This is a genomic window from Paradevosia shaoguanensis (assembly GCF_016801025.1).
GTDB lineage: Bacteria > Pseudomonadota > Alphaproteobacteria > Rhizobiales > Devosiaceae > Paradevosia > Paradevosia shaoguanensis.
The window spans coordinates 4,290,144-4,309,362 of the sequence record NZ_CP068983.1 but is presented as its reverse complement, the minus strand read 5'-3'; the positions used below and the strand labels follow the sequence as shown (position 1 = coordinate 4,309,362).

Here is a 19,219-nt window from a genome sequence, read left to right as displayed (position 1 = left end):
AACCGCCGGCTTTTCAGCGGCTGACGAAATCGATCAGCGCCATCCCGAAGAGGATCATCAGCCAGAACAGGACCGCCGCAACGGTCAGCGAGATCAGCAGGCCGCTCCGGCGCAAATGCATGAAGACAAGACCGATCAGCCCCGCCTTGGCGATCGCCACCCCGAAATTTATGACGCTGTTGGCGGGCCCAAGGCTCAGGAAGGTCGAGCCGACGGTGATGGCCAGCAGGACCATCAGCGCGATGTAGGTGAGGCTCGCTTCGCGGATGGTCATTCAGCGCACCATGTAGAGGATGGGGAACAGGAAGATCCAGATCACGTCGATGAAGTGCCAGTAGAGCGCGCCGAGCTTCAACCAGTGCGCCGGCCGTCCCAGCCGTTTCCAGCCAAGTGTCAGCGTCAGGACAAGGCCGATGCCGGTAAGGACATGCAGGCCGTGCGTGCCGGTCAGTGCCAGATAAGCATCGAAGAAGAGCCGGGCATGCTGCGGATCGGGGCCAGAATAATCGAAGGGCAGGCCGAGCACCGGCAGCACATGGCGCTGCGCCTCGTCGTAATACTCGTAAGCCTTGACGCACAGGAACAGCAGGCCGAGCGCCGCGGTGACGGCGAGCGCCAGCCGCGCGCGATTGTCCTTGCCCTCCTCGCCCCAGATCATTGCCAGGGCTATGGCGAAACTGCTGGTCAACAGGATTGCGGTATTGGCCGTGCCCGTCACGAGCGAGAGTTCGGCCGAGCCGCCGACGAAGGCCTCGTGGTGGTGCAGGCGGGCGACGACATAGGTGAGAATGAGCCCGCCGAAGAGCAGCGCTTCGGAACCGAGGAAGATGAAGACGCCGAATTCGCCGGTCGCCTGAATGCCCGTGCCTTCGCCCTGATGTGCGCTCTCTCCGCTCATTCCGGTGCTCCCCTTTCGCCCTCGACCGGCGGGCCATAGGCATATGGCGGACCGATGACTTCGGGCGGCGTATCGAAATTGTGCTTGGGCGGCGGTGAACTCGTCTGCCATTCGAGGCCCGTCGCATTCCAGGGATTTGCGGGCGCGCGCGGGCCCCTGAACAGCGACCAGCCGAGGTAAAAGAGCGGCAGCAGGTAGCCGATGGCGAGGACGACGGCGCCGGCGCTGGAAAGGATGTGCCAGAAGGCGAACTCGGCCGGATAGGTGTGATAGCGCCGCGGCATGCCGAGAAAGCCCAGAACGTATTGCGGAAAGAAGGTGAGGTTGAAACCGAGGAACGAGGTGACTGCCGCTATGCGTCCCCAGGTTTCCGAGAACATGCGGCCGGTGATCTTGGGCCACCAGAAATGCAGGCCCGCCATATAGGCGGTCACCATGCCGCCGACCATGATGTAGTGGAAATGCGCGACGACGAAATAGGTATCGGTGAGGTGCACGTCGACGGCGAGCGCGGCGAGGAACAGTCCGCCGAAACCACCGAAGGTGAAGAGCCCCAGAAAGAACAGGGCATAGAGCATCGGCGTTTCGAAGCTGATCGTGCCTTTCCTCAAGGTCAGCGTCCAGTTGAACACCTTGATGGCCGAGGGCACGGCGATGCAGAAGCTGAGGAACGAGAACACCACGCCGGCAAAGCTCGATTGGCCGGAAACGAACATGTGATGGCCCCAGACGAGGAAGCCGAGAAGCGCGATTGCCATGCTGGCCAGCGCCACGGCCTTGTAGCCGAAGAGCGGACGGCGGGCGAAGCACGGAATGATCTCGGACACCACCCCCATGCCCGGCAGGATCATGATGTAGACCGCCGGATGCGAATAGAACCAGAAAAGGTGCTGGAAGAGTATCGGATCGCCGCCTTGGCTAGGATCGAAGATGCCGATACCGAACAGCCGATCGAGGATGATGAGCAGAAGCGTTGCGGCGAGCACCGGCGTTGCCAGCACCATGACGAGGCTCGTCGCATAGAGCGTCCAGACGAAGATCGGCAGCCGGAACCAGGTCTGGCCCGGGGCGCGCAGCTTGTGCACGGTGACGATGAAGTTGATGCCCGACATGATCGTCGAAAAACCGACGATGAAGACGCCGGCCGCCGCCGCGCTCACATGGCTGTTCGAGAACATCGAGGAGAGCGGCGTATAGAAGGTCCAGCCGGTATCGACGCCGCCCGCGATCACCGCATAGAGCGTGAAAAAGCTTCCGAAGATGAAGACGTACCAACTGGCGAGATTGAGCCTCGGGAAGGCGAGGTCGCGCGCGCCAAGCATGAGCGGCAGCAGGAAGTTGCCGAGTGTCGCGGGGATCGACGGCACGAGGAAGAACCACACCATGATGATGCCATGGATGGTGAAGAGCTTGTTGTAGGAATCGTCGGAAACGAGATCGCCGGAGGGCGTTACCAACTCGATCCGGATCAGCGTTGCCGCCGCACCGCCGATGAAGAAGAAGGCGGTGAGCGAGACGAGGTAAAGCCAGGCGATGCGCTTGTGGTCGGTCGTCGTGAGCCAGGCGCGGATACCGGCGCCTTCGGCAAAATAGCTCGGTCCGGCAGAAGCTGCTACGGTCATGGGCTGGCCTTTCCGGCAGTGCCGAGCGATTTCACGTAGGCAACGAGGCGCATGAGGTCGTCCTCCTCGATCAGGTCTTTGAAGCTCGGCATGATCGGATCGTAACCGGCCGCAATGTCCTTGGTGGGATTGAGGATGGAATCGCGGATATAGGCCTCGTCGGCTATGACGGTGCGCCGGTCGGCAAGCGCCACCGGATGGCCGAAAACGCCTTCGAGCCGGGGCGCGCGGACAGTGCCGCCCGGGCCGTGGCACCCCGAGCAGCCATAGGAGCGGAACAGCGCCGCTCCCTCTTCGGCGAGGGTTTGCGACGAAGGACTGGCAGCCAGCCAGGCCGCGAAATCCTGGTCGGTCATGACGGTGACGTGGCCCCGCATGCGCGAGTGCTCGGTACCGCAATATTCGGCGCAAAAAAGATCGTAAGTGCCCGGTTTCGTTGCCTCGAACCAAAGGCTGGTAGCCATCCCTGGAACCACATCCTGCTTCACCCGGAATGCCGGTATGAACAGGGAATGGATAACGTCCTCCGAGCCGAGTTTGACGATCACGGGCTTGCCGGCCGGCACGTGCAGTTCGTTGATCTCGCGGCGGCCGTTCTCGTGCTCGAACTTCCACATCCATTGCTTGGCGAAGCCCTGGATCTCGATGGCGCCGGTCGGCGGATTGTCGCGTTCGAGAAAGAGCGATGCGCCCCAGATGAAGATGCCGAGCGCGATCAGGGCCGAGGCCGACGTCCAGGCGACCTCGATGACGATGTGGCGGCCACGCGGGCCCGTGCGGTCGGCGCCCGAACCGGTGCGATAAAGCACGGAATAGCGTACGACCAGGAAGACAAGGAACGTGCCGAGCGCAAAGGAAAAGGCAAGCAGCGTATAGAACAGCAGGTCGACTTGCGGCGCGAGCGTCGAGGCCTCGAGGGGATGGAAGGCTATGTTCCCCATTTACGACCCCTTCCGAGAAGTACGAGGGCGCCAAGCGCCAAAGCGAGGCCAACCACGCTGACGATCCTGAGCATCGACATGATGAGCGAGGAGTAGCGTCCAGTCGTCGCATCATAGCCGGCGCAGAAAAGCACGATCTTGTCGATGAGGGTGCCGAGCTTGCCGGCCGAGGCTTCGACCAGGGCCAGGCGCATGTCGTTGGGGGTTACATCCAGCCCCGGCAGTACGTGCGAGATGCGCCCGTCCGGCGTGAGGGTGAAGATGGCGACGGGATGCACGTACTGCTTTATGCGCTCGCGCTCGATTGCCGTGATGCCGAATTCCTCGCCCAGCCCCGCAACGTCAGGGCCGGAAAGGAAGTGCCAGGGCGCCGCGCTGGCTTTGCCCACCGCATCGGCCAGACGTTGCTTGGCCCCTTTGGCGTCGGACGGACCTTCCTCCGGCGCCAGCGTGATGAACAGCGGTTCGTAGCCATCGGGAGCAAGGCCCGTGCCGCCAAGGTCCTTGGCGACGAGTTGCTGTTCGACACCGCAGAGATTGGGGCAATCGTGATAGCCGAAGACGACGACCGCTGGGCGCTTGTGAAGGAAGTCGCTCAGGGTCTTTTGCTGACCCGTTTCGTCGGTGAGCATGGTACCGAGCGTGATTTGTTGCCCCGGCTTGGGCGAAAAATCCGGCTGCTCGACCGCCGCCAGAGCAGGACTGGTGCAGAGCAGCAGGGCGAGAACGAGCGCGAACTTCATGGCGCTGCCCCCGGCTGCGGACGGTTTGCGCCTTTCGCGGCGAGAAGACGCATGGCGTCGGCGATCGGCACCTTGGCGTGGCTGTGGCTGGCATCGGTCCAGGCGATCCTCGCAAGAAACGCCTGTTGCGACGCAAAATATTCGGCAAGCTGTTGTCGCTGGCCCAGCTCGCCGTTTACCGGCACCTGCATGCGCGGTTGTGCGGCGGCAAAGCCACCCTCGCGTTGACCGAACGTGAACCAGAGCACTGCCACCGAAACGGCGATGAAGCCGGCAAAGCACACGGCAAAGATGAACAATGTTCGCCGGTGCACGTCACGCTGTTCATGCGGTTCGTCGGCGGGATGCAGACTTTCACCGGACATGGCGCGCCTCCGCTCCAACAAAGCCATGCCGCCATTGCCGGTCGATCGTCATCACGAAAAGCCCGCCTGTTGCCGCGAAAGCGGCAGCCAGCAACAGCAGGTAGGTGCCGTTCGCGGCAAAGGCCGGCGCCACGCGCCAGATTGCTTCAGCCGCATAGCCGGCCAGCATCACGGTGGCGACTGCCGCGAGCCGTTTCGGATCCCTTCGCACCGAGCCCAGCAATAGCGCGAGGAAGGGTACGACCGCGTAGGCGAGAGCCATGAGCCAGAAGGCGACAGGCCAGGGCCAGGCATCGCGCGCCAGATACCACGCGGCTTCCGGCGGTAGGTCGCCGATCCAGATGATCAGCCATTGCATATAGGCGAGATAGACGAAGCCGAGGATGCCGGAGATCAGCAACCGACCGAGATCGTCACCGAGCGGTGCCTCGGGCTCGCCACCGGGCGATGCCAACTGCCCGGTGACCCTTAGCATGACAACGCCGGCCGCCAGCGCGCCGAGGATTTGCGTGCCTGCAACCATCATGGCGTAGATGGTCGAGGAGAATTCCGGCTCCAAAGCCTGCATCCAGTCGGTCGTGAAAACCGTCAGCGCCAGCGCATAAAGCGCAAGGCCGAGCACTGCGCCTGTTTTCTCGGTGATGCGGGTTCGCCACGGCATGAGGCGGAGCAGCAAGGTCGAGACGAGCCATAGCGCGAAGACGACGAGCGTGCGCAACACGATCCAACCCGGTGCGAGATAGGCGAGCTTGCCCACAACCCGCTCGGGCAGCGTATCGGGCGATGTGGCAAGGAAAGGCAGCAGTGCCGGAATGGCGCCGAGCAGCGGCAGGAAGAGCAGCAGCATGGCCGGCAGCGTCATTGCCATGGCGGTGAGCGCAGGTCGCGCCGCGGCGCCCCAGCGCCCGCCGGTGAGCACGAACAGCATCAGCAGCACCATGGCGCCGAGCGGCAGGCCCATCAGCGTCGTCGTCGCCACCAGCCAGGCCCGCGCCATCTCCCCCGGCGCCAGCACCAGTCCGATGGCGCAACCGATGACGCCAAGCGCAGCTATCCCCAGCGGGAGGCGGCTCCAGGTCATGGCGCTGCCTCCGCCAGTTTTGCTTTGAGGTCCGGCGTCAACTCGCCCGCCGGGACATGTTCGGAATATTGCAGCGCACGGATATAGGCGATGATGGCCCAGCGGTCGGAAACCGGCACGCGCGAGGCATAGGAGAACATGGTGCCATAGCCATGGGTGATGACGTCGAAAAAGTGGCTGTCGGGGGCCGCGATGAGCCGGGCCGAATGGAAATCCGGCGGCTGCGGAAAGCCGCGCTGCACGACCCGCCCGTTGCCGTGGCCGGTATAGTCGTGGCAGGGCGAGCAGAAGATGTTGAAGCGCTGCTGTCCGCGCTGCATGAGTTCGAGATCGAGCGCTGCCGGCAGCGCGGTCGGTTGCGGCCCGATATCGGCATCGGCCGCAATTGTACCCGCCACGGGCACGCGAGTGCCCGCGCCATCGGCAAAGAGCGGGCTCGTCTCCAGTGGATCGACGCGCGGCATTTTCGTCATCTTCTGCTCGCAACCGCACAGCAGCAGGGCGATGCCGAGGAGCGCGAGGCGCTTCATTCCAATACCTCTTCGATCGCCAGTGCATCGAGCCGGTGCAGCATGCGCCTGAGCTTCGTGCGATCGTATCGCGGGTCGTCGCTGGCGATCAGCAGGTAGAAACGATCCCCGCCGGCAAAGCTGAAGCTTTGGGCGTTGAACACGGGATGGTAGAGACGCGGCAGCCGATTGCCGGCCAGCATGCCGAAAAACGCCGTGAAAGCGGCACCAAGGATCGTGCATTCGAAGCCCGGCACGAGGAACGCCGGCCACGACGCCAGGGGCCGGCCGCCGACATCGATCGGATAGGCGATGAGCACCGAATAGAACTGTAGCGCCAGGATGCCGAAGAACCCGATGGCGCCGCCGATGAACGTATAGACCGGCAGCCGCGAGGTGCCGCCGCCGAGCTTTTCGACGAGCCCCTCCACCGGGTAGGGCGTGAAGGCATCGAGGCGGGTGAAGCCCCGTTCGCGCGCGCGCGCGGCCGCTTTCATCAGCGCCTCGGGTGTTGCGAAAGCAGCGATCAGCCCATGTGTTTCCGTCTCGGAGGGCTTCATTGCGCCTCCTTGAGTTCATGCTTCAGTTCCTGCACTTCGAAAATGGTCATTAGCGGCAGCAGCCGCACGAACAGGAACATCATGGCGAAGAACAGCCCGAGCGAGCCGAACAAGATGCCGAAATCGACCCAGGTCGGCAGCACGTTCTGCCAGCTCGATGGCAGGAAATCGCGCGTGAGGCTCGTCACGACGATGACGTAGCGCTCGACCCACATGCCGGTATTGATGATGAACGCTAATGCGAACAGCAGCCACGGACTGGTGCGTGCGCGCTTGAACCACAAAAGCTGCAGCGTTCCGACATTGCAGGCGAGCATGAACCAGAACGTCCAGGCGTAATCGCCGAACATGCGGTTCCACATCATGTAGCGCTCGAACTGATCGCCCGAATACCAGGCGAAGAAGCTTTCGCAGAGATAGCCGTAGGCGACGACAGCGCCCGAGGCGAGCATGACCTTGCCGGCATTGTCGAGGTGCTTGAGCGTGATGAAATCTTCGAGTCCGAAGAAATGCCGCAGCGGCACGGCGATGGTGATCACCATGGCGAAGCCGGAATAGAGCGCGCCGGCAACGAAATACGGCGGGAAGATCGTCGAGTGATAGCCCGGAATGATGGCGCTGGTGAAATCGAGCGAGATCACCGAATGGACGGAGACGACGAGCGGCGTCGCCAGCGCGGCGAGCAGGTAATAGGCGATCCGGTAGCGGTGCCAATGATAGGCCGAGCCGCGCCAGCCCAGGGCGAAAAAGCCATATATCCTCTGCTTGCCACGGCTTTTGGCGCGGTCGCGCAGGATCGCCAGGTCCGGCACCAAGCCCATGAACCAGAACAGCAGCGAGACGATGATGTAGGTGGCGATGGCAAAGAAATCCCACACCAGCGGGCTGCGCCAGTTCGGCCACGGCATGTGCGTCACCGGCAGCGGCAGCAGCCAGTAGAAATATTGCGGGCGCCCCAGGTGCAGGATGGGGAAGGTGCCGGCCAGGGCCACCGCCATCAGCGTCATCGCTTCGGCGAAGCGGTTGATGGAATTGCGCCAGTTCTGCCGCATCAGCAGCAGCACGGCAGAGATCAGCGTGCCGGCGTGGCCGATGCCGATCCACCAGACCGTGTTGACGATGAGAAACCCCCAGGCCGCGGGAACGTTTAGCCCGATCGTGCCGATGCCGGCCGCGAGCAGGTAGCTGACGCAGCCGAGGAACAGCAGGCCGATGGTGAAGAATGCCGCAAACCCCCACCAGAAGCGGCGCGGCAGTTTCGGCGCCAGCGGGATGGCGGCGATCTTGGCGGCGATGGCGCGATTGCTCTCGTTGCCGGCGAGCACGGCGGGATCGATGCCGTCGCTGCGCATCGCTTCAGCCATTGCCCTTGTCCTCGTCCGGACGATTGGTGACCCGCGCCAGATAAGTGGTGCGCGGGCGCGTACCGAGTTCTTCGAGCAGCGCATAGGAATGTGGCTCGGTCTTTTCGCGCGCCACCGCGCTCTGCTTGTCCTTGATGTTGCCGAAGGTGATGGCCCGCGTCGGGCAGGCCTGCTGGCAGGCGGTTTGCACTGCGCCATCGGCGATCGGCTGGTCCGAAATCTCCGACTGTATACGGGCCGCCGAGATGCGCTGCACGCAATAGGTGCACTTCTCCATAACGCCGCGCTCGCGCACGCTGACATTGGGGTTCATCAGCAGCGACAGGGGCGAGCCTTCGTCGAAATCCTGGTATTGGAAGAAGTTGAAGCGCCGCACCTTGTAGGGGCAGTTCTGCGAGCAATAGCGTGTGCCGACGCACCGGTTGTAGACCTGCGCGTTGAGCCCGTCATGCGTGTGCACGGTGGCGTTGACCGGGCACACCACCTCGCAGGGCGCATCCTCGCACTGCATGCACGGCACCGGCTGGAACACCGTCTCGGGCGCTTCCGGGTCGCCGGCATAGTAGCGATCGACGCGCAGCCAGTGCATGTCGTGGCCAACTGCCATCTCGTCAGGGCCGACGACCGGCGAGTTGTTTTCGGCCTGGCAGGCGGCAACGCAGGCATTGCAACCGATGCAGGCGGTGAGATCGATGCTCATGCCCCAGGCTTCCTCGGGTATTTCGTATGGCGGATAGAGCGAGGGTGGCTCTTTTGCTGGCGGCGTCTCGTCGGCAATGACGGCCAGCGGCAAATCGCGCACGATGTCGCGGCCTTCCATCGCATGATGCTCCTGCGTGGTGATGATGCGGCTGCTGCCCTGGCCCTTTTTTACCCCAGCCCCGGCCAGCAACCACGCGTTGCCGCGACGGCGCAGCGGAAAGGCATTGGTGCCGACCGTATCGCTGTCCTCACCGGTCCAGCGGCCGAAGCCGAGCGACACCACGACCGTATCGGGTGCCTGCCCGGGTGAGATGAAGGCCGGCAGGGTCAGCGCCTGCTTGTCGATACCGATCTCGACGAGATCGCCCGTCACAACGCCCAACTTCTGCGCCGTTGCTGGAGCCATTTCGGCGGCATTGCCCCAGACCAACTTGGTGAGCGGCCGCGGCAGCTCGGTGAGGAAAAGGTTCGCCGCATGCGCGCCGCCATCGAGAAACGGGTCGGGCGTCAGCACCACATCGATCTGTGCTGCTTCGCGCACCGGATTGGCGGCTTCGGCCAGCGGCGGCGCGGAAATGGCGGATGTCGCGGTATCTGCGATCACGCCGCCTTTCAGTGCCGCGCGCCAGCCGGCATCGTCGAGCTGGGCCCAGGTGGCGCGCGTGAGATCGAGGCTCGATGAGACGAAGTCGCCCGTGAGCGCCGCCACCAGTTCGGCAATGGTACGGCCCTGATAGAGCGGCGCGATCAGCGGCTGCACGATCGAAGCGGTACCGTTGAAGGCGCGGAGATCGCCCCAGCTTTCCAGGTCGTGCGTCGCCGGCACGTGCCAATCGGCTTTGCGCGCCGTTTCATCGACGTGTAGGCCATGGTGATAAAGTGACGACACGTGTTCGAGCGCCGCGCCGACATCGAGGTCGGCGGGCGCAGAATGCATGAGATCGCAATCGAGCACGAAGAGGCTGGTGATGGCGCCGACACCGATGTCGGTAACGAGATCGTAAAGCGAGCCGGAATCGGCAGGGGCCGTCGCGACAGGGGCGATCAGCGTGTGGGTGATACCGGCCGATGGTTGGTTGAGACGCTGCGCGGTCGCATGCACGAACGCACTCTCGCGCTCGCCGGCGATGAACAGCAGGCCATTGCCGGCAGCGCGCGCGTCACGGACAAGGGCGGTGGTAAAGGCATCGTCGCCGGTGCCCGACTGCATGGCCGTAGCGAGCCGGGCGACGGTCTCGTCCATGGCACTCGGACGCACGAGAAGATGGCTGTCCGCCTTGGCACCGGTGAGCGAAGCGATGGATTCGAGGCAATAGAGCCGGCTCATCGTGCGTTGCCCACCGGCGCGCACCCGACGGCTATCGGCAAACCCACGGGCGGCAGCCAGCCGGCCCGGCCCTTCACCGAGGAAGTCGGCGCCGAGTGAAACGACGATCTTGGCTTCATCGAAATGCGGCAGCACGGCGTAAGGACGCGGCGTGCCGGCCAATGGATCGGAGAGGTAAAAGCGCAGCGCCGGCATGGCCTGCTGCAATTGGCTGAAGAGGCGTTGCAGGGTCAGTGATGTATTGGGGCCTATGACCACACCGATACCGGCGCCGCCCTGCAACAAAGCCCGCTCGCGCAACTCCGCCACTTCCGCCTGGAACGCGCCCCAGGTCGCAACCTCATTGCCCTTCAGGACGGTGCGGGATCTGGTCGGTTCGTAAAGCGAAAATGCCGCCGCCTGCATTATCGGGTCGGTACCGCCTAGCGACGCCGGATGGTTCGGATTGCCCTCGATCTTGGTCGGTCGCCCCTCATGGGCCTCGACGATCACGCCCATGCCGTAGCCGCGCTCGTTGAGTGTCGAGGCGTAGAATTGCGGCTCGCCGGGCACGAGATTTTCGGGTTGCTCGACATAGGGCGCAATCCCTTCGGCAGCCTTGGCCGTGCCCATGCCGGCCATCAGCAGCGATGCGCCTAACAGCTTCAGTGCCGTCCGCCGGTCTGTCGCCGTGGCATAGCGCTCGGCGATCTCGGGGAATTCGGCATCGAGCATGCGGCGGAAAGCCGGCGTGCGTGCGCGTTCCTCAAGGCTGCGCCAGAAGCGCGCGGGCTCGGCTGCGGCCAGTTCCTCGCGCATATCCTTATCGGTGACAGGCATAGCAATCCGTCATCGTTCTGGTGTCGATATGGAAATGCGCCACGAGTTCGCTGGCGAGCTTCTTGCGGTCGCCGACCGGTTGCCAGTCCATCGAAAACTCGGCGCTTTCGGGCCTGAGGTTCGGTCCCGGATCGCGATGGCAGCCGAGGCACCACTCCATGGTGAGCGGCATTTCCTGCCACGTCAGCGGCATCTCATCGACCCGCCCGTGGCAACTAACGCACCCAACGCCGTTGTTCACATGCACGGCGTGGTTGAAGAAGACGAAATCGGGCAGGGAATTGACGCGGTTCCAGACGAGCGGCACGCCGCTGGCAAGGCTCTTGCGCACCGGCGCCAATATCGGTGCATCGGAGAAGATCTGCGAATGGCAGGTCATGCAGACTTCTGTAGCCGGCAGGCCGGCGCTCGCCGTTGTCTCGACGCCCTGGTGGCAATAGCGGCAGTCGAGCCCGACCTCGCCGACATGATGGGCGTGGCTGAATGGCGCCGGCTGCTCCAGCGCATAGAACTGTCCGGTGTGGTAAAAGGAACGGTCGAGAACTATCCAAATAGTCGGAGACAGGATGATCAGGACCAGCGCTCCGTAGAGGACGAAATAGACGATCTGGTTGGCGCGAGAACTAAAGACTTGCGCCACGGCGTTGCCCTTGCTGTACGGCCCAATCCGGCCCACTCCCTGCGGGTATCAAGACCGCGCTCCCCTCTGGAAACCATTGAGTTCCTCGATGGGCTCTAAACCTTGAACGAAACTCGAAGGTTCCGTTCCGGCCTTCCGCAGCCTGCGAATGAAGATCGTACCGATATCGCTCCCGGGCTATATCCGAAGCGTTCCGGAAAGAGGCAACGTTCTGCGGCCGGCGACGCAGCCCCGCATCAGGCTTGCACCATCGCTTCTCGAACCGATAGCGTCGGAAACCGAGTCCGACGGAGGGAGCCGAAATGCTTAGCGATCTGCTTGCCAACAACCGCAAATGGTCCGAGGGACGCAGGAATGAAGATCCTGGTTACTTCGAGCGGCTCGCCAGCATACAGAGGCCCCAATATCTATGGATAGGATGTTCGGACAGTCGAGTCCCGGCCAACATCATCACCGGCTTGGAGCCAGGGGAGGTGTTCGTTCACCGCAACGTGGCCAACTTGATTCACCCGAGCGATTTGAACCTTCTCTCCGTACTCGAATTCGCGGTGAATGTCCTGAAGGTTTCCCATATTATTGTCTGCGGTCACTACGGGTGCGGGGGGATTCAGGCTGCGATGGACGGCCAACCGCACGGCGTGATCGATCACTGGTTGCAACCGATCCGTGACACTGCCGAGCGATACCGAAGCGACCTTTCCTCCACCCCTGACGTTCCTTCAAAGCTCCATCTGCTCTGCGAATTGAGCGTACGTTCGCAGGTCGAGCGGTTGGCGCGGACGCCCATCATGCAATCGGCTTGGCAAGTGGGGCGGGAGGTTCACATCCACGGTTGGGTGTATGGTCTCGCGGACGGCCTGATAACGGATCTGAAGTGCACCGTATCCGGACATCCTCTTCCCCATCCGGAACAGGACGCAAGCTGACTTCTGAAGGTGGCAGCCTCAGGAAACGCCCGCGAGAATTCGCGGTAACACCGTTGATCCGTACCCCCGCAGATAGGCCACAAAGTGGCGCAGCAGTTTCGCGCATCCATGGCGACGGAGACGCTTGGCGTTTTGTGGCGGCGAAGTCGATGTCATGCTCGGGGACTTAAGCTGGAGGACGAAGATGAATGCAGGCGGTGTAGCGCAGAAGAAGCAGGTCATCCTGGCCATCGATATTGGGGGCTCGCATGTCAAGGTGCGCCTGAACTCGGGGGACGATGAGCGCCGTATCGCGTCCGGACCCGACCTCGTGCCCGCGGACATGATGACGCGCCTCCAGCCGGTGATCGCGGACTGGAGCTTCGATTGCGTCAGTGTCGGCTATCCGGGGCTCGTAGTGCATAATCGGGTGGTGCTCGATCCCTATAATCTCGGCCCGGGCTGGGAAGGTTTCGATTTCGGGCGGGCATTCGGCAAGCCGGTCAAGGTGATCAACGATGCGCTGATGCAGGCCATCGGCTCCTATGATGGCGGGCGCATGTTGTTCCTCGGGCTCGGCACGGGGCTGGGGGCGGCGATGATCGTGGATTCGGTGGCACAGCCGATGGAACTGGGACACCTGCCCTACAAGAAGGGCAAGACTTTTGAGGACTTTGTTGGCGAGCGGGCGCTGGAGAAAAACGGCAAGGCAGCATGGCGCAAGGCAGTAGCCGATGTGGTGCACAGGCTCGCGGCGGCGCTGGAGCCGGACTACATCGTGATCGGCGGCGGCAATGTCGACAAGCTTGATGAGATGCCGCCCAGCGCCCGGCGCGGTGACAACACGCTGGCCTTCAAGGGCGGGTTCCGATTGTGGAATGACTCGGCGATCATTGTCTAGGGCGGCAAGAACCGGGCGCGGCCGTCCGGTTCTTGTGACTCGACGCTAGCGGCCGTCGATATCGACCCGCTCGGGCTGGACCATGGGACGTTCGATGACGGCCTGGTCGGCAAGCGCATCGTGATCGCGAAGCCGATGCTCCGCCTCGAACCAGAATTCCTGATCTCGGCCGTCGGGCGAACCGCCTTCCTGCCAAAGTTGATAGGCCGTTACCCGGACCTCGTCTTCCGTATGCCTGTCCATGAGCGTCTCCTGCTGCGGCGCTCGATTTTCCCCCTCAATCGTGCGCTTGCTAGAACGCGCGCGCCGGGTGTGAAGTTGCTGTTGCGCGATGGTGCCGAACCGCAACCGGGATGGCCTAATTCGCGTTTTCAGAAAATCAGCCGGGAATGAGCATCGGGCAGGTTGTTCATGGATGAAGTGCAGGATGCTCCCGGTGGACCCGGAACGCCACCGACCTGGTCCTCGAGCGACAAGGACATGGTCACCACTGCCCTGGGACCGAGCCGGGTCTGGGCGACGCTAGGGCACGGTATCGTTAACGAGGTCTATTGGCCTTCGACAGGCCGGCCACAAATTCGCGATCTCGGCTTCATCGTCGCCGGTCCCAACGGCTGGACCGAGGTCAAGCGCACCGAGCGCTATCTGTTGTCGCTGCCAAGGCCCTACGTTCCGCTGCCCAGCGTCGTTCATGAGGGCGATGATTTCCGGCTGGAACTGGAATTCCTGCCCCATCCGCTACGCGATGTGCTGCTGATCAGGTTCGCGCTTTCGGGCGAGGGCATGAAGCTGCATGCGCTGGTGGCGCCGCATCTCAACGGCATGCCGACCAATTCCGGATTTGCCGGAGCCGATCTCATGGCCTCGGAGGGCGAGGCAGCGCTTTGTCTCTACGCGGACACGGGCTTCTCGCGGACGAGCGCGGGTTATGTCGGGACGTCTGACGGGTGGCAGGATTTTGCCCGCAACGGCAGGATGACCTGGCAATATCCGGCGGCGCGCAACGGCAATATCGCGCTGATGGGGGAACTGGCGGCATCCAACGGCATCCTGGCGCTGGGCTTCTCCCAAACCCCCGAGGGCGCGCGCACGCTGGCACGGTCGGCGTTGGCCGATGACTACAATGAAACGCGCACGCTCTTCGTTTCGGGCTGGGAGAATTGGGGACGCACGCTCAAGCTGCCGTACGCGTCACCGGAAACCCGGCATGCGGCCGAGCTTTCGGCCATGGTCATCAAGGTGCATGAGGACCGGACCTACGCGGGGGCGGTGGTGGCGAGCCTCAGCGTGCCGTGGGGGCGAGCCATGACGATGCCGGCGGCTATCATCTGGTGTGGACCCGCGACACGGTGGAGGCTGCGTTCGCGCTCATCACTGCGGGCCAGTATGAGGATGCCGGCCGCACGCTCGATTATCTCATCGGAACGCAGGCGCCGGAAGGCAATTGGGCACAGAACTATTACCCGGACGGACGCGGCTACTGGACCGGCAAGCAGCTCGATGAAGTGGCCCTGCCGGTGCTGCTGGCCTCCAAGCTGCGGGCCGTGGGGCATCTCACCAACTCGCCGCCCGAAATGGCCATGGTGCGCACAGCGATCGACTTCATCGTGCGTAATGGCCCGATGAGCGACCAGGACAGATGGGAGGAAAATGCCGGGGCGAGCCCCTTTACGCTGGCGGTGGTCGTGGCGGCGTTGGTGACCTCGGCCGACTATTACGCGGGCGCCGACCGCGACTATCTGCTGTCGCTGGCCGATTGCTGGAACGAGCGCATCGAGGACTGGACCTATGTGGTCGATGGGCGACTGGGGCGCGATCTCGGGCTGCCGGGCTATTATATCCGTCTTGCGCCGCGACCCGACGAAGGTGGGCCGGAAGGGATCGTCAGCCGGCGCAATGTCATGCATGGCGATGTGCCGGCGGGCGAGCTGATCGGGATGGAGTTTCTCTATCTGGTCCGCACCGGCCTGCGATCGGCCGATGATCCGCGGGTCGTGGCGACGGTGAAGCTGGTCGACAAGCTACTCGCCGCACAGACGCCGGCGGGCATCGGCTATTATCGCTATAATGGCGATGGTTATGGCGAGCACGAAGACGGCGCGCCGTTCGACGGGCAGGGCGTGGGACGCCTGTGGCCGTTGCTGACCGGTGAGCGCGGACATTTTGCTCTTTCCGAGGGGGCGGACGTGACGCCCTATCTCGAAGCGATGATGCGCATGGTGGGGCGTGGCGGGCTGATCCCCGAGCAGATATGGGATAGTGCCGACATCACGGATTTCGGGCTCGAGACCGGCAAGCCGACGGGCAGCGCCATGCCACTGGTCTGGGCTCATAGCGAATTCCTGAAGCTGCTGGCGGCGCACCAGACTGGTACGCCAGCCGAACAATTCGACGCGGTGGTGACGCGATATCGCGGGGCGCCGCCGGTGGCGGCGACATGGCACTGGCGCGAGACGAGCGCCTTTTCTCGGCTACCCGTCGGGCGAGGCCTCTCGATCGAGGCGACGCAGCCCTTGTCCCTTCATATCGGGTTTAACAATTGGCGACGGGTCAAGGACGTTCAACTGGTCGAGAACGGTTTGGGAATGTTCGTCTACCATCTCCATCCGGAGGCGCTGACGGGTATCAGCTCGGTGCAATTCACATTCTTCGACCCGGCCCGCGAACAATGGCGCGGGAGAGACTTCAAGATTGATATCGTCGGCAAATGATCGAGCTGCCGATGCCATCGATTGTGGTGCGATCGACAACGCCCAGGCACGATGGGAAAGGTTGTTCTGCGAGATGCACGTGAACGGTACTTGTCGGGACAACACCGCGCCGGCCATCGTTTCGGAGTGCTAACGGCCGGCGCAGCTTCGTCGTGAACGTTCTATGGATACTACGATCCCCAAGACCATTCCACCAACACGACAGTCCGAGCCTAAACTTCGCGCACCGCATAGTCCTCAGGTAACGGCCCCAGCCAATGAGTGGCCGTCGGATTGCCGAATTCGTCAAAGGACAATGCCCGGCGGACCTGCTCCCTGACTTCCTCGGCGCATCCGAGAATTCGCCGGGCCGCATCGGCCCCCTCGGCTCGCGTCACAAGATAGCGAGCCCGTACATAATCATTGTGCCATCCAATCTTGCGCGCAAACTTGCGCACCTTGGGCGAAGAAACCAAGCCCAGGGCTTCCGCTTGCCGAAGCATGCTTTCCAGATCATGACCGTGACCGCGCAGCGATGCTATGCTTTCGCCGCGGGATCGCAGATACGCCTTCAGAAACAACTCGACAGCGTGATAGCTGAGCAACCTTCCAGGCCCCTGGGCGGGCGATCCGGAGGCGGAGGTCACGAGGCGCGCCGCCTGGAGGAAGTCGTCCGCGAGAAGAAAGATTCCGAAGGGCGTTGCCCCGGAAGATTCCGGAATCATGCCGGATCTCCTGAACCGGGAGCAGACGAGTCTAGTGAAATGACAGCCTCCTGATGGGGCGGCGGGGCGATGGATCGGTTTGCTTCTCGATCAACTCGATCGTACAGGCGTCGATACGGTCGCAAACGACTGCCAACTCGTCCTGCAATTCCTTGCGTCTGAGCAATAGTCGCACGAGTTCGGCCGGGATCATCGGTTCATCGGTGCACATGGGTACCTCCCGACGTATCCTAGATTGCGCCCGGTTCCCCGCAAATCGGCAAAAATTACAATTGCCGGACCGGAATGCTGGCACGTCGCAGAGGGAACCTTCGGCCCGGATAGTGCGAGCGCAAAGGCCGAAGTCAAGGGTCGACACGTAGCTTGGAAGGCATCATGTGCGGGTCTGTCAGCCATACTCGGTCTTGTTCGAGTTAGAAGGTCGAGGCCCAGGAGACGCCGTTCTTCTGCGGATCACTCCGCCGGCCGTCGGCAGGCCGCTCGTATCACCATGCGGCTGTCATTGGAATGGAACGAGGAGCAAGTTGTCTATGAAGGATTGGTGCCCAGATCCAAAGAACACCCGCCTGAATTGGCGGGTGTTAAGTCAATAAGCACAGTACTGCCGCTTCGGAGAGTAGTGGTACGGCGGGCACTGCCGACCGGCTACACGGCACTTGTTGTGGTAACATGCCGACCTTTCGCCATCAAGGCAGCCCCTTCGCACTTCACGATTCGATGAAGCGCGTGGGCCGAGTGCTGTGCAACATCCCTTTGTTGGCGCGCGGCCTGCCGCCGATGTCCTTCATCGGGATCAATCGAGGTAACTATCTGTCCGGCCTCATATCCTTCTACGAGTTCGCGGATGCCTCTCTGCTGGCCGAGACGCTCGTGGATGCATACGAGATGTCAGCGCCCTCTTACGTCGCCGCGGTAGCGACGCAGCGCCGCCCTCGTAGCGTCGAACTGCGCGAACGAACACGTATTCAGAACCTGGTCGCACAGTTGATGGGCGAGCACGTCGCGCCCCACGAGGCTGAGGAACCAATTCGAGAGCACTTTGCGGACCTGTCGGAGGGCGACCGCGAGATACTGGTGGCGAGCATCACCGAGGTGCTCTCCAAGGTCACACCGGAGAATTCGGCAGCTTGGGGCATCGATGCCGATGCTGCCCAACAATATCGCGACGCCATCGGTAGTGCGCCATCGTTCGGGCTTGCCCGAAAATAGCTGCCGGCAATGTCTGTGGAGACGCGCCGAGCCAGCGCGTGCGCTTCGAGGGCATAATCTGGGCTTTGACGTGGCGGACAATGCCGCCGCCGGGGACCGTCATGCTGAATCTGGGCGGGAAGCTAGCCAGGACGAACGGACTTGATATTTTCGCGGCTAGCGTAGCGGCAGCCACGTGTAGCGAGGCGACGTCGTTTGTTCCCGCCATTGCCTCGACAATGAACGATTTAACGCCGGACTGCCTGGACGAAGTAGCCCATCGACCCCGAGACCGATGCGCGACTTCAAAGGTCAAAAAATACGCAGCTGACGTCCGGAGCGCGGGCGGCGCGGCGAATACGTCACGACTCCTTTAGGGAGGCGCCTTGAATGCGCGTTGGTGGTTTCGGTGACCGATGACGCTACCGGTCCGGCTGAATGTGCTTTAGGTGTATGCTCACTCGTGCGAGCCTACATTCCGAAGAATGCCACAAAAGAACTCTCCCTCCGAAGACCCGCAACGCCGTTATTTTATGGTCGAAGGCAAGCGCGTCGAGATCTTGCTCGACGCGATTTATCTTGCAGCTGTCGAGGAGCTAGCTTCGCAGCAGGGAAGGCCGGTGGAGGCGGTGATCGAAAGGATGATTGCCGGTCATTCGGAGCGAGGAGTTGCACTTCGGCTGCCTCTCCAAGCCGAGATCGTCAAAGCGTTGATCTCAACGGCACGCAGATTTCGGGCGTTCGGGGACAGTTCACTGATTGCGGCGGCGTATCTGTTGTCGGCACCCGTCGCCGCCGCTGTATTGAATGACAGCGGAGAGCTTATCAGCGCGAACGGGGAGTTTTTTCGCCAATTGAGTTTGGCGTGCGGCGAAGAGGCGGAGGGCAGGGACGACCTGGCGGTCGAATTCGAAGTGCCCTTGCAGAACTTCCGTCTGCGGGACACAGCCGACTGCGTCTACGCGGTCGCCCACCTTCGTCTGGGAGAAAGCAGGGTCGCAGCGAACCTGAAGTTGGTGGGAGTACCGCCATTTTGCGACGAACTGTTCGTCGGCTACGTTACCGATCTGGTTGAGCCCGATCAGGTCTCCTTGTTCCTCACGGCCCGGTACTAGACAATTCTGTAAAATATCGGAGGCAAGAAAAGGTCGGTGCATAGCCGGCTATAAAATCCGTTAGGGTTAATAAAGAAAGTAGGGTGACTGTATAACCGGCTATATCTCCCGCGAAAAACAGGTC

21 protein-coding genes are annotated in these 19,219 nt (G+C 62.6%); 6 read left to right on the top strand and 15 right to left on the bottom strand.

Going from position 1 to position 19,219, the window contains the following annotated elements; translation table 11 throughout:
- Positions 1–13: 13 nt before the first annotated feature.
- The 12 genes from JNE37_RS20840 to JNE37_RS20785 are packed head-to-tail and all read right to left on the bottom strand — an operon-like array spanning position 14 to position 11,571.
- Positions 14–274 (bottom strand): cytochrome C oxidase subunit IV family protein, encoded by a 261-nt coding sequence (locus JNE37_RS20840; protein WP_203064673.1) that lies wholly within the window; start codon positions 272–274, stop codon positions 14–16.
- Positions 275–898, bottom strand: a complete 624-nt coding sequence (locus JNE37_RS20835; RefSeq protein ID WP_203064672.1) for a cytochrome c oxidase subunit 3 — start codon at positions 896–898, stop codon at positions 275–277.
- Complete coding sequence (gene ctaD / locus JNE37_RS20830) at positions 895–2,520, bottom strand: cytochrome c oxidase subunit I (protein ID WP_203064671.1); 1,626 nt, start codon at positions 2,518–2,520, stop codon at positions 895–897. The genes JNE37_RS20835 and ctaD overlap by 4 nt, the downstream gene beginning before the upstream one ends.
- Entirely contained in the window at positions 2,517–3,461 is a 945-nt protein-coding gene (coxB, locus tag JNE37_RS20825) for a cytochrome c oxidase subunit II (protein WP_203064670.1), read from the bottom strand. The genes ctaD and coxB overlap by 4 nt, the downstream gene beginning before the upstream one ends.
- Entirely contained in the window at positions 3,449–4,204 is a 756-nt protein-coding gene (locus tag JNE37_RS20820) for an SCO family protein (RefSeq protein WP_203064669.1), read from the bottom strand. Before JNE37_RS20820 ends, coxB begins: the two co-directional genes overlap by 13 nt.
- On the bottom strand, positions 4,201–4,569 hold the full coding sequence (locus tag JNE37_RS20815; protein ID WP_203064668.1) for a hypothetical protein: 369 nt from the start codon (positions 4,567–4,569) through the stop codon (positions 4,201–4,203). Before JNE37_RS20815 ends, JNE37_RS20820 begins: the two co-directional genes overlap by 4 nt.
- Positions 4,559–5,650: a hypothetical protein gene (locus JNE37_RS20810; RefSeq protein WP_203064667.1), complete on the bottom strand. Its 1,092-nt coding sequence runs from the start codon at positions 5,648–5,650 to the stop codon at positions 4,559–4,561. The genes JNE37_RS20815 and JNE37_RS20810 overlap by 11 nt, the downstream gene beginning before the upstream one ends.
- Positions 5,647–6,180 carry a c-type cytochrome gene (locus JNE37_RS20805; RefSeq protein WP_203064666.1) on the bottom strand — a complete coding sequence of 178 codons (534 nt, stop codon included), beginning with the start codon at positions 6,178–6,180 and terminating at the stop codon, positions 5,647–5,649. The genes JNE37_RS20810 and JNE37_RS20805 overlap by 4 nt, the downstream gene beginning before the upstream one ends.
- Positions 6,177–6,719, bottom strand: coding sequence for a DUF3341 domain-containing protein (locus tag JNE37_RS20800; RefSeq protein ID WP_203064665.1), 543 nt, complete (start codon positions 6,717–6,719; stop codon positions 6,177–6,179). Before JNE37_RS20800 ends, JNE37_RS20805 begins: the two co-directional genes overlap by 4 nt.
- Entirely contained in the window at positions 6,716–8,083 is a 1,368-nt protein-coding gene (gene nrfD, locus JNE37_RS20795; RefSeq protein WP_246513391.1) for an NrfD/PsrC family molybdoenzyme membrane anchor subunit, read from the bottom strand. Before nrfD ends, JNE37_RS20800 begins: the two co-directional genes overlap by 4 nt.
- Complete coding sequence (locus tag JNE37_RS20790) at positions 8,076–10,931, bottom strand: TAT-variant-translocated molybdopterin oxidoreductase (RefSeq protein ID WP_203064664.1); 2,856 nt, start codon at positions 10,929–10,931, stop codon at positions 8,076–8,078. Before JNE37_RS20790 ends, nrfD begins: the two co-directional genes overlap by 8 nt.
- On the bottom strand, positions 10,915–11,571 hold the full coding sequence (locus JNE37_RS20785) for a cytochrome c3 family protein (protein WP_203064663.1): 657 nt from the start codon (positions 11,569–11,571) through the stop codon (positions 10,915–10,917). Before JNE37_RS20785 ends, JNE37_RS20790 begins: the two co-directional genes overlap by 17 nt.
- A gap of 302 nt (positions 11,572–11,873) precedes the next feature.
- Between JNE37_RS20785 and can the strand changes: the two genes are divergently transcribed.
- Positions 11,874–12,497 carry a carbonate dehydratase gene (gene can / locus JNE37_RS20780; protein ID WP_203064662.1) on the top strand — a complete coding sequence of 208 codons (624 nt, stop codon included), beginning with the start codon at positions 11,874–11,876 and terminating at the stop codon, positions 12,495–12,497.
- A gap of 184 nt (positions 12,498–12,681) precedes the next feature.
- Positions 12,682–13,377, top strand: coding sequence for an ROK family protein (locus JNE37_RS20775; RefSeq protein ID WP_203064661.1), 696 nt, complete (start codon positions 12,682–12,684; stop codon positions 13,375–13,377).
- A gap of 45 nt (positions 13,378–13,422) precedes the next feature.
- On the opposite strand, the gene JNE37_RS20770 is transcribed toward JNE37_RS20775, so the two are convergent.
- Positions 13,423–13,620, bottom strand: coding sequence for a DUF2934 domain-containing protein (locus JNE37_RS20770; protein WP_203064660.1), 198 nt, complete (start codon positions 13,618–13,620; stop codon positions 13,423–13,425).
- A gap of 168 nt (positions 13,621–13,788) precedes the next feature.
- Here JNE37_RS20770 and JNE37_RS22695 point away from each other — a divergent pair, with 168 nt between their 5' ends.
- Both JNE37_RS22695 and JNE37_RS20765 read left to right on the top strand, forming a co-directional pair.
- The gene (locus tag JNE37_RS22695) at positions 13,789–15,003 is read left to right on the top strand and encodes a hypothetical protein (protein WP_246513390.1); all 1,215 of its coding nucleotides are present in this window, start codon (positions 13,789–13,791) and stop codon (positions 15,001–15,003) included.
- Positions 14,895–16,088, top strand: coding sequence for a glycoside hydrolase family 15 protein (locus tag JNE37_RS20765; RefSeq protein ID WP_246513704.1), 1,194 nt, complete (start codon positions 14,895–14,897; stop codon positions 16,086–16,088). Before JNE37_RS22695 ends, JNE37_RS20765 begins: the two co-directional genes overlap by 109 nt.
- 212 nt (positions 16,089–16,300) lie before the next feature.
- Here the strand turns inward: JNE37_RS20765 and JNE37_RS20760 are convergent, their stop codons facing one another.
- Positions 16,301–16,792: a HEPN domain-containing protein gene (locus tag JNE37_RS20760; protein WP_203064658.1), complete on the bottom strand. Its 492-nt coding sequence runs from the start codon at positions 16,790–16,792 to the stop codon at positions 16,301–16,303.
- Between the two features lie 31 nt (positions 16,793–16,823).
- On the bottom strand, positions 16,824–17,003 hold the full coding sequence (locus JNE37_RS20755; protein WP_203064657.1) for a hypothetical protein: 180 nt from the start codon (positions 17,001–17,003) through the stop codon (positions 16,824–16,826).
- A 458-nt stretch (positions 17,004–17,461) separates the two neighbouring features.
- Here JNE37_RS20755 and JNE37_RS20750 point away from each other — a divergent pair, with 458 nt between their 5' ends.
- Positions 17,462–18,001 carry a hypothetical protein gene (locus JNE37_RS20750; protein ID WP_203064656.1) on the top strand — a complete coding sequence of 180 codons (540 nt, stop codon included), beginning with the start codon at positions 17,462–17,464 and terminating at the stop codon, positions 17,999–18,001.
- A gap of 464 nt (positions 18,002–18,465) precedes the next feature.
- Positions 18,466–19,095 (top strand): hypothetical protein, encoded by a 630-nt coding sequence (locus JNE37_RS20745; RefSeq protein WP_152572013.1) that lies wholly within the window; start codon positions 18,466–18,468, stop codon positions 19,093–19,095.
- Positions 19,096–19,219 lie beyond the last annotated feature (124 nt).

What these genes read in the sequence shown, in the direction of transcription:
- JNE37_RS20840 (WP_203064673.1), bottom strand. Translation starts at nt 274, where the DNA reads ATGACCATCCGCGAAGCGAGCCTCACCTACATCGCGCTGATGGTCCTG.
- JNE37_RS20835 (WP_203064672.1), bottom strand. Translation starts at nt 898, where the DNA reads ATGAGCGGAGAGAGCGCACATCAGGGCGAAGGCACGGGCATTCAGGCG.
- ctaD (WP_203064671.1), bottom strand. Translation starts at nt 2,520, where the DNA reads ATGACCGTAGCAGCTTCTGCCGGACCGAGCTATTTTGCCGAAGGCGCC.
- coxB (WP_203064670.1), bottom strand. Translation starts at nt 3,461, where the DNA reads ATGGGGAACATAGCCTTCCATCCCCTCGAGGCCTCGACGCTCGCGCCG.
- JNE37_RS20820 (WP_203064669.1), bottom strand. Translation starts at nt 4,204, where the DNA reads ATGAAGTTCGCGCTCGTTCTCGCCCTGCTGCTCTGCACCAGTCCTGCT.
- JNE37_RS20815 (WP_203064668.1), bottom strand. Translation starts at nt 4,569, where the DNA reads ATGTCCGGTGAAAGTCTGCATCCCGCCGACGAACCGCATGAACAGCGT.
- JNE37_RS20810 (WP_203064667.1), bottom strand. Translation starts at nt 5,650, where the DNA reads ATGACCTGGAGCCGCCTCCCGCTGGGGATAGCTGCGCTTGGCGTCATC.
- JNE37_RS20805 (WP_203064666.1), bottom strand. Translation starts at nt 6,180, where the DNA reads ATGAAGCGCCTCGCGCTCCTCGGCATCGCCCTGCTGCTGTGCGGTTGC.
- JNE37_RS20800 (WP_203064665.1), bottom strand. Translation starts at nt 6,719, where the DNA reads ATGAAGCCCTCCGAGACGGAAACACATGGGCTGATCGCTGCTTTCGCA.
- nrfD (WP_246513391.1), bottom strand. Translation starts at nt 8,083, where the DNA reads ATGGCTGAAGCGATGCGCAGCGACGGCATCGATCCCGCCGTGCTCGCC.
- JNE37_RS20790 (WP_203064664.1), bottom strand. Translation starts at nt 10,931, where the DNA reads ATGCCTGTCACCGATAAGGATATGCGCGAGGAACTGGCCGCAGCCGAG.
- can (WP_203064662.1), top strand. Translation starts at nt 11,874, where the DNA reads ATGCTTAGCGATCTGCTTGCCAACAACCGCAAATGGTCCGAGGGACGC.
- JNE37_RS20775 (WP_203064661.1), top strand. Translation starts at nt 12,682, where the DNA reads ATGAATGCAGGCGGTGTAGCGCAGAAGAAGCAGGTCATCCTGGCCATC.
- JNE37_RS20770 (WP_203064660.1), bottom strand. Translation starts at nt 13,620, where the DNA reads ATGGACAGGCATACGGAAGACGAGGTCCGGGTAACGGCCTATCAACTT.
- JNE37_RS22695 (WP_246513390.1), top strand. Translation starts at nt 13,789, where the DNA reads ATGGATGAAGTGCAGGATGCTCCCGGTGGACCCGGAACGCCACCGACC.
- JNE37_RS20760 (WP_203064658.1), bottom strand. Translation starts at nt 16,792, where the DNA reads ATGATTCCGGAATCTTCCGGGGCAACGCCCTTCGGAATCTTTCTTCTC.
- JNE37_RS20755 (WP_203064657.1), bottom strand. Translation starts at nt 17,003, where the DNA reads ATGTGCACCGATGAACCGATGATCCCGGCCGAACTCGTGCGACTATTG.
- JNE37_RS20750 (WP_203064656.1), top strand. Translation starts at nt 17,462, where the DNA reads ATGCCGACCTTTCGCCATCAAGGCAGCCCCTTCGCACTTCACGATTCG.
- JNE37_RS20745 (WP_152572013.1), top strand. Translation starts at nt 18,466, where the DNA reads ATGCCACAAAAGAACTCTCCCTCCGAAGACCCGCAACGCCGTTATTTT.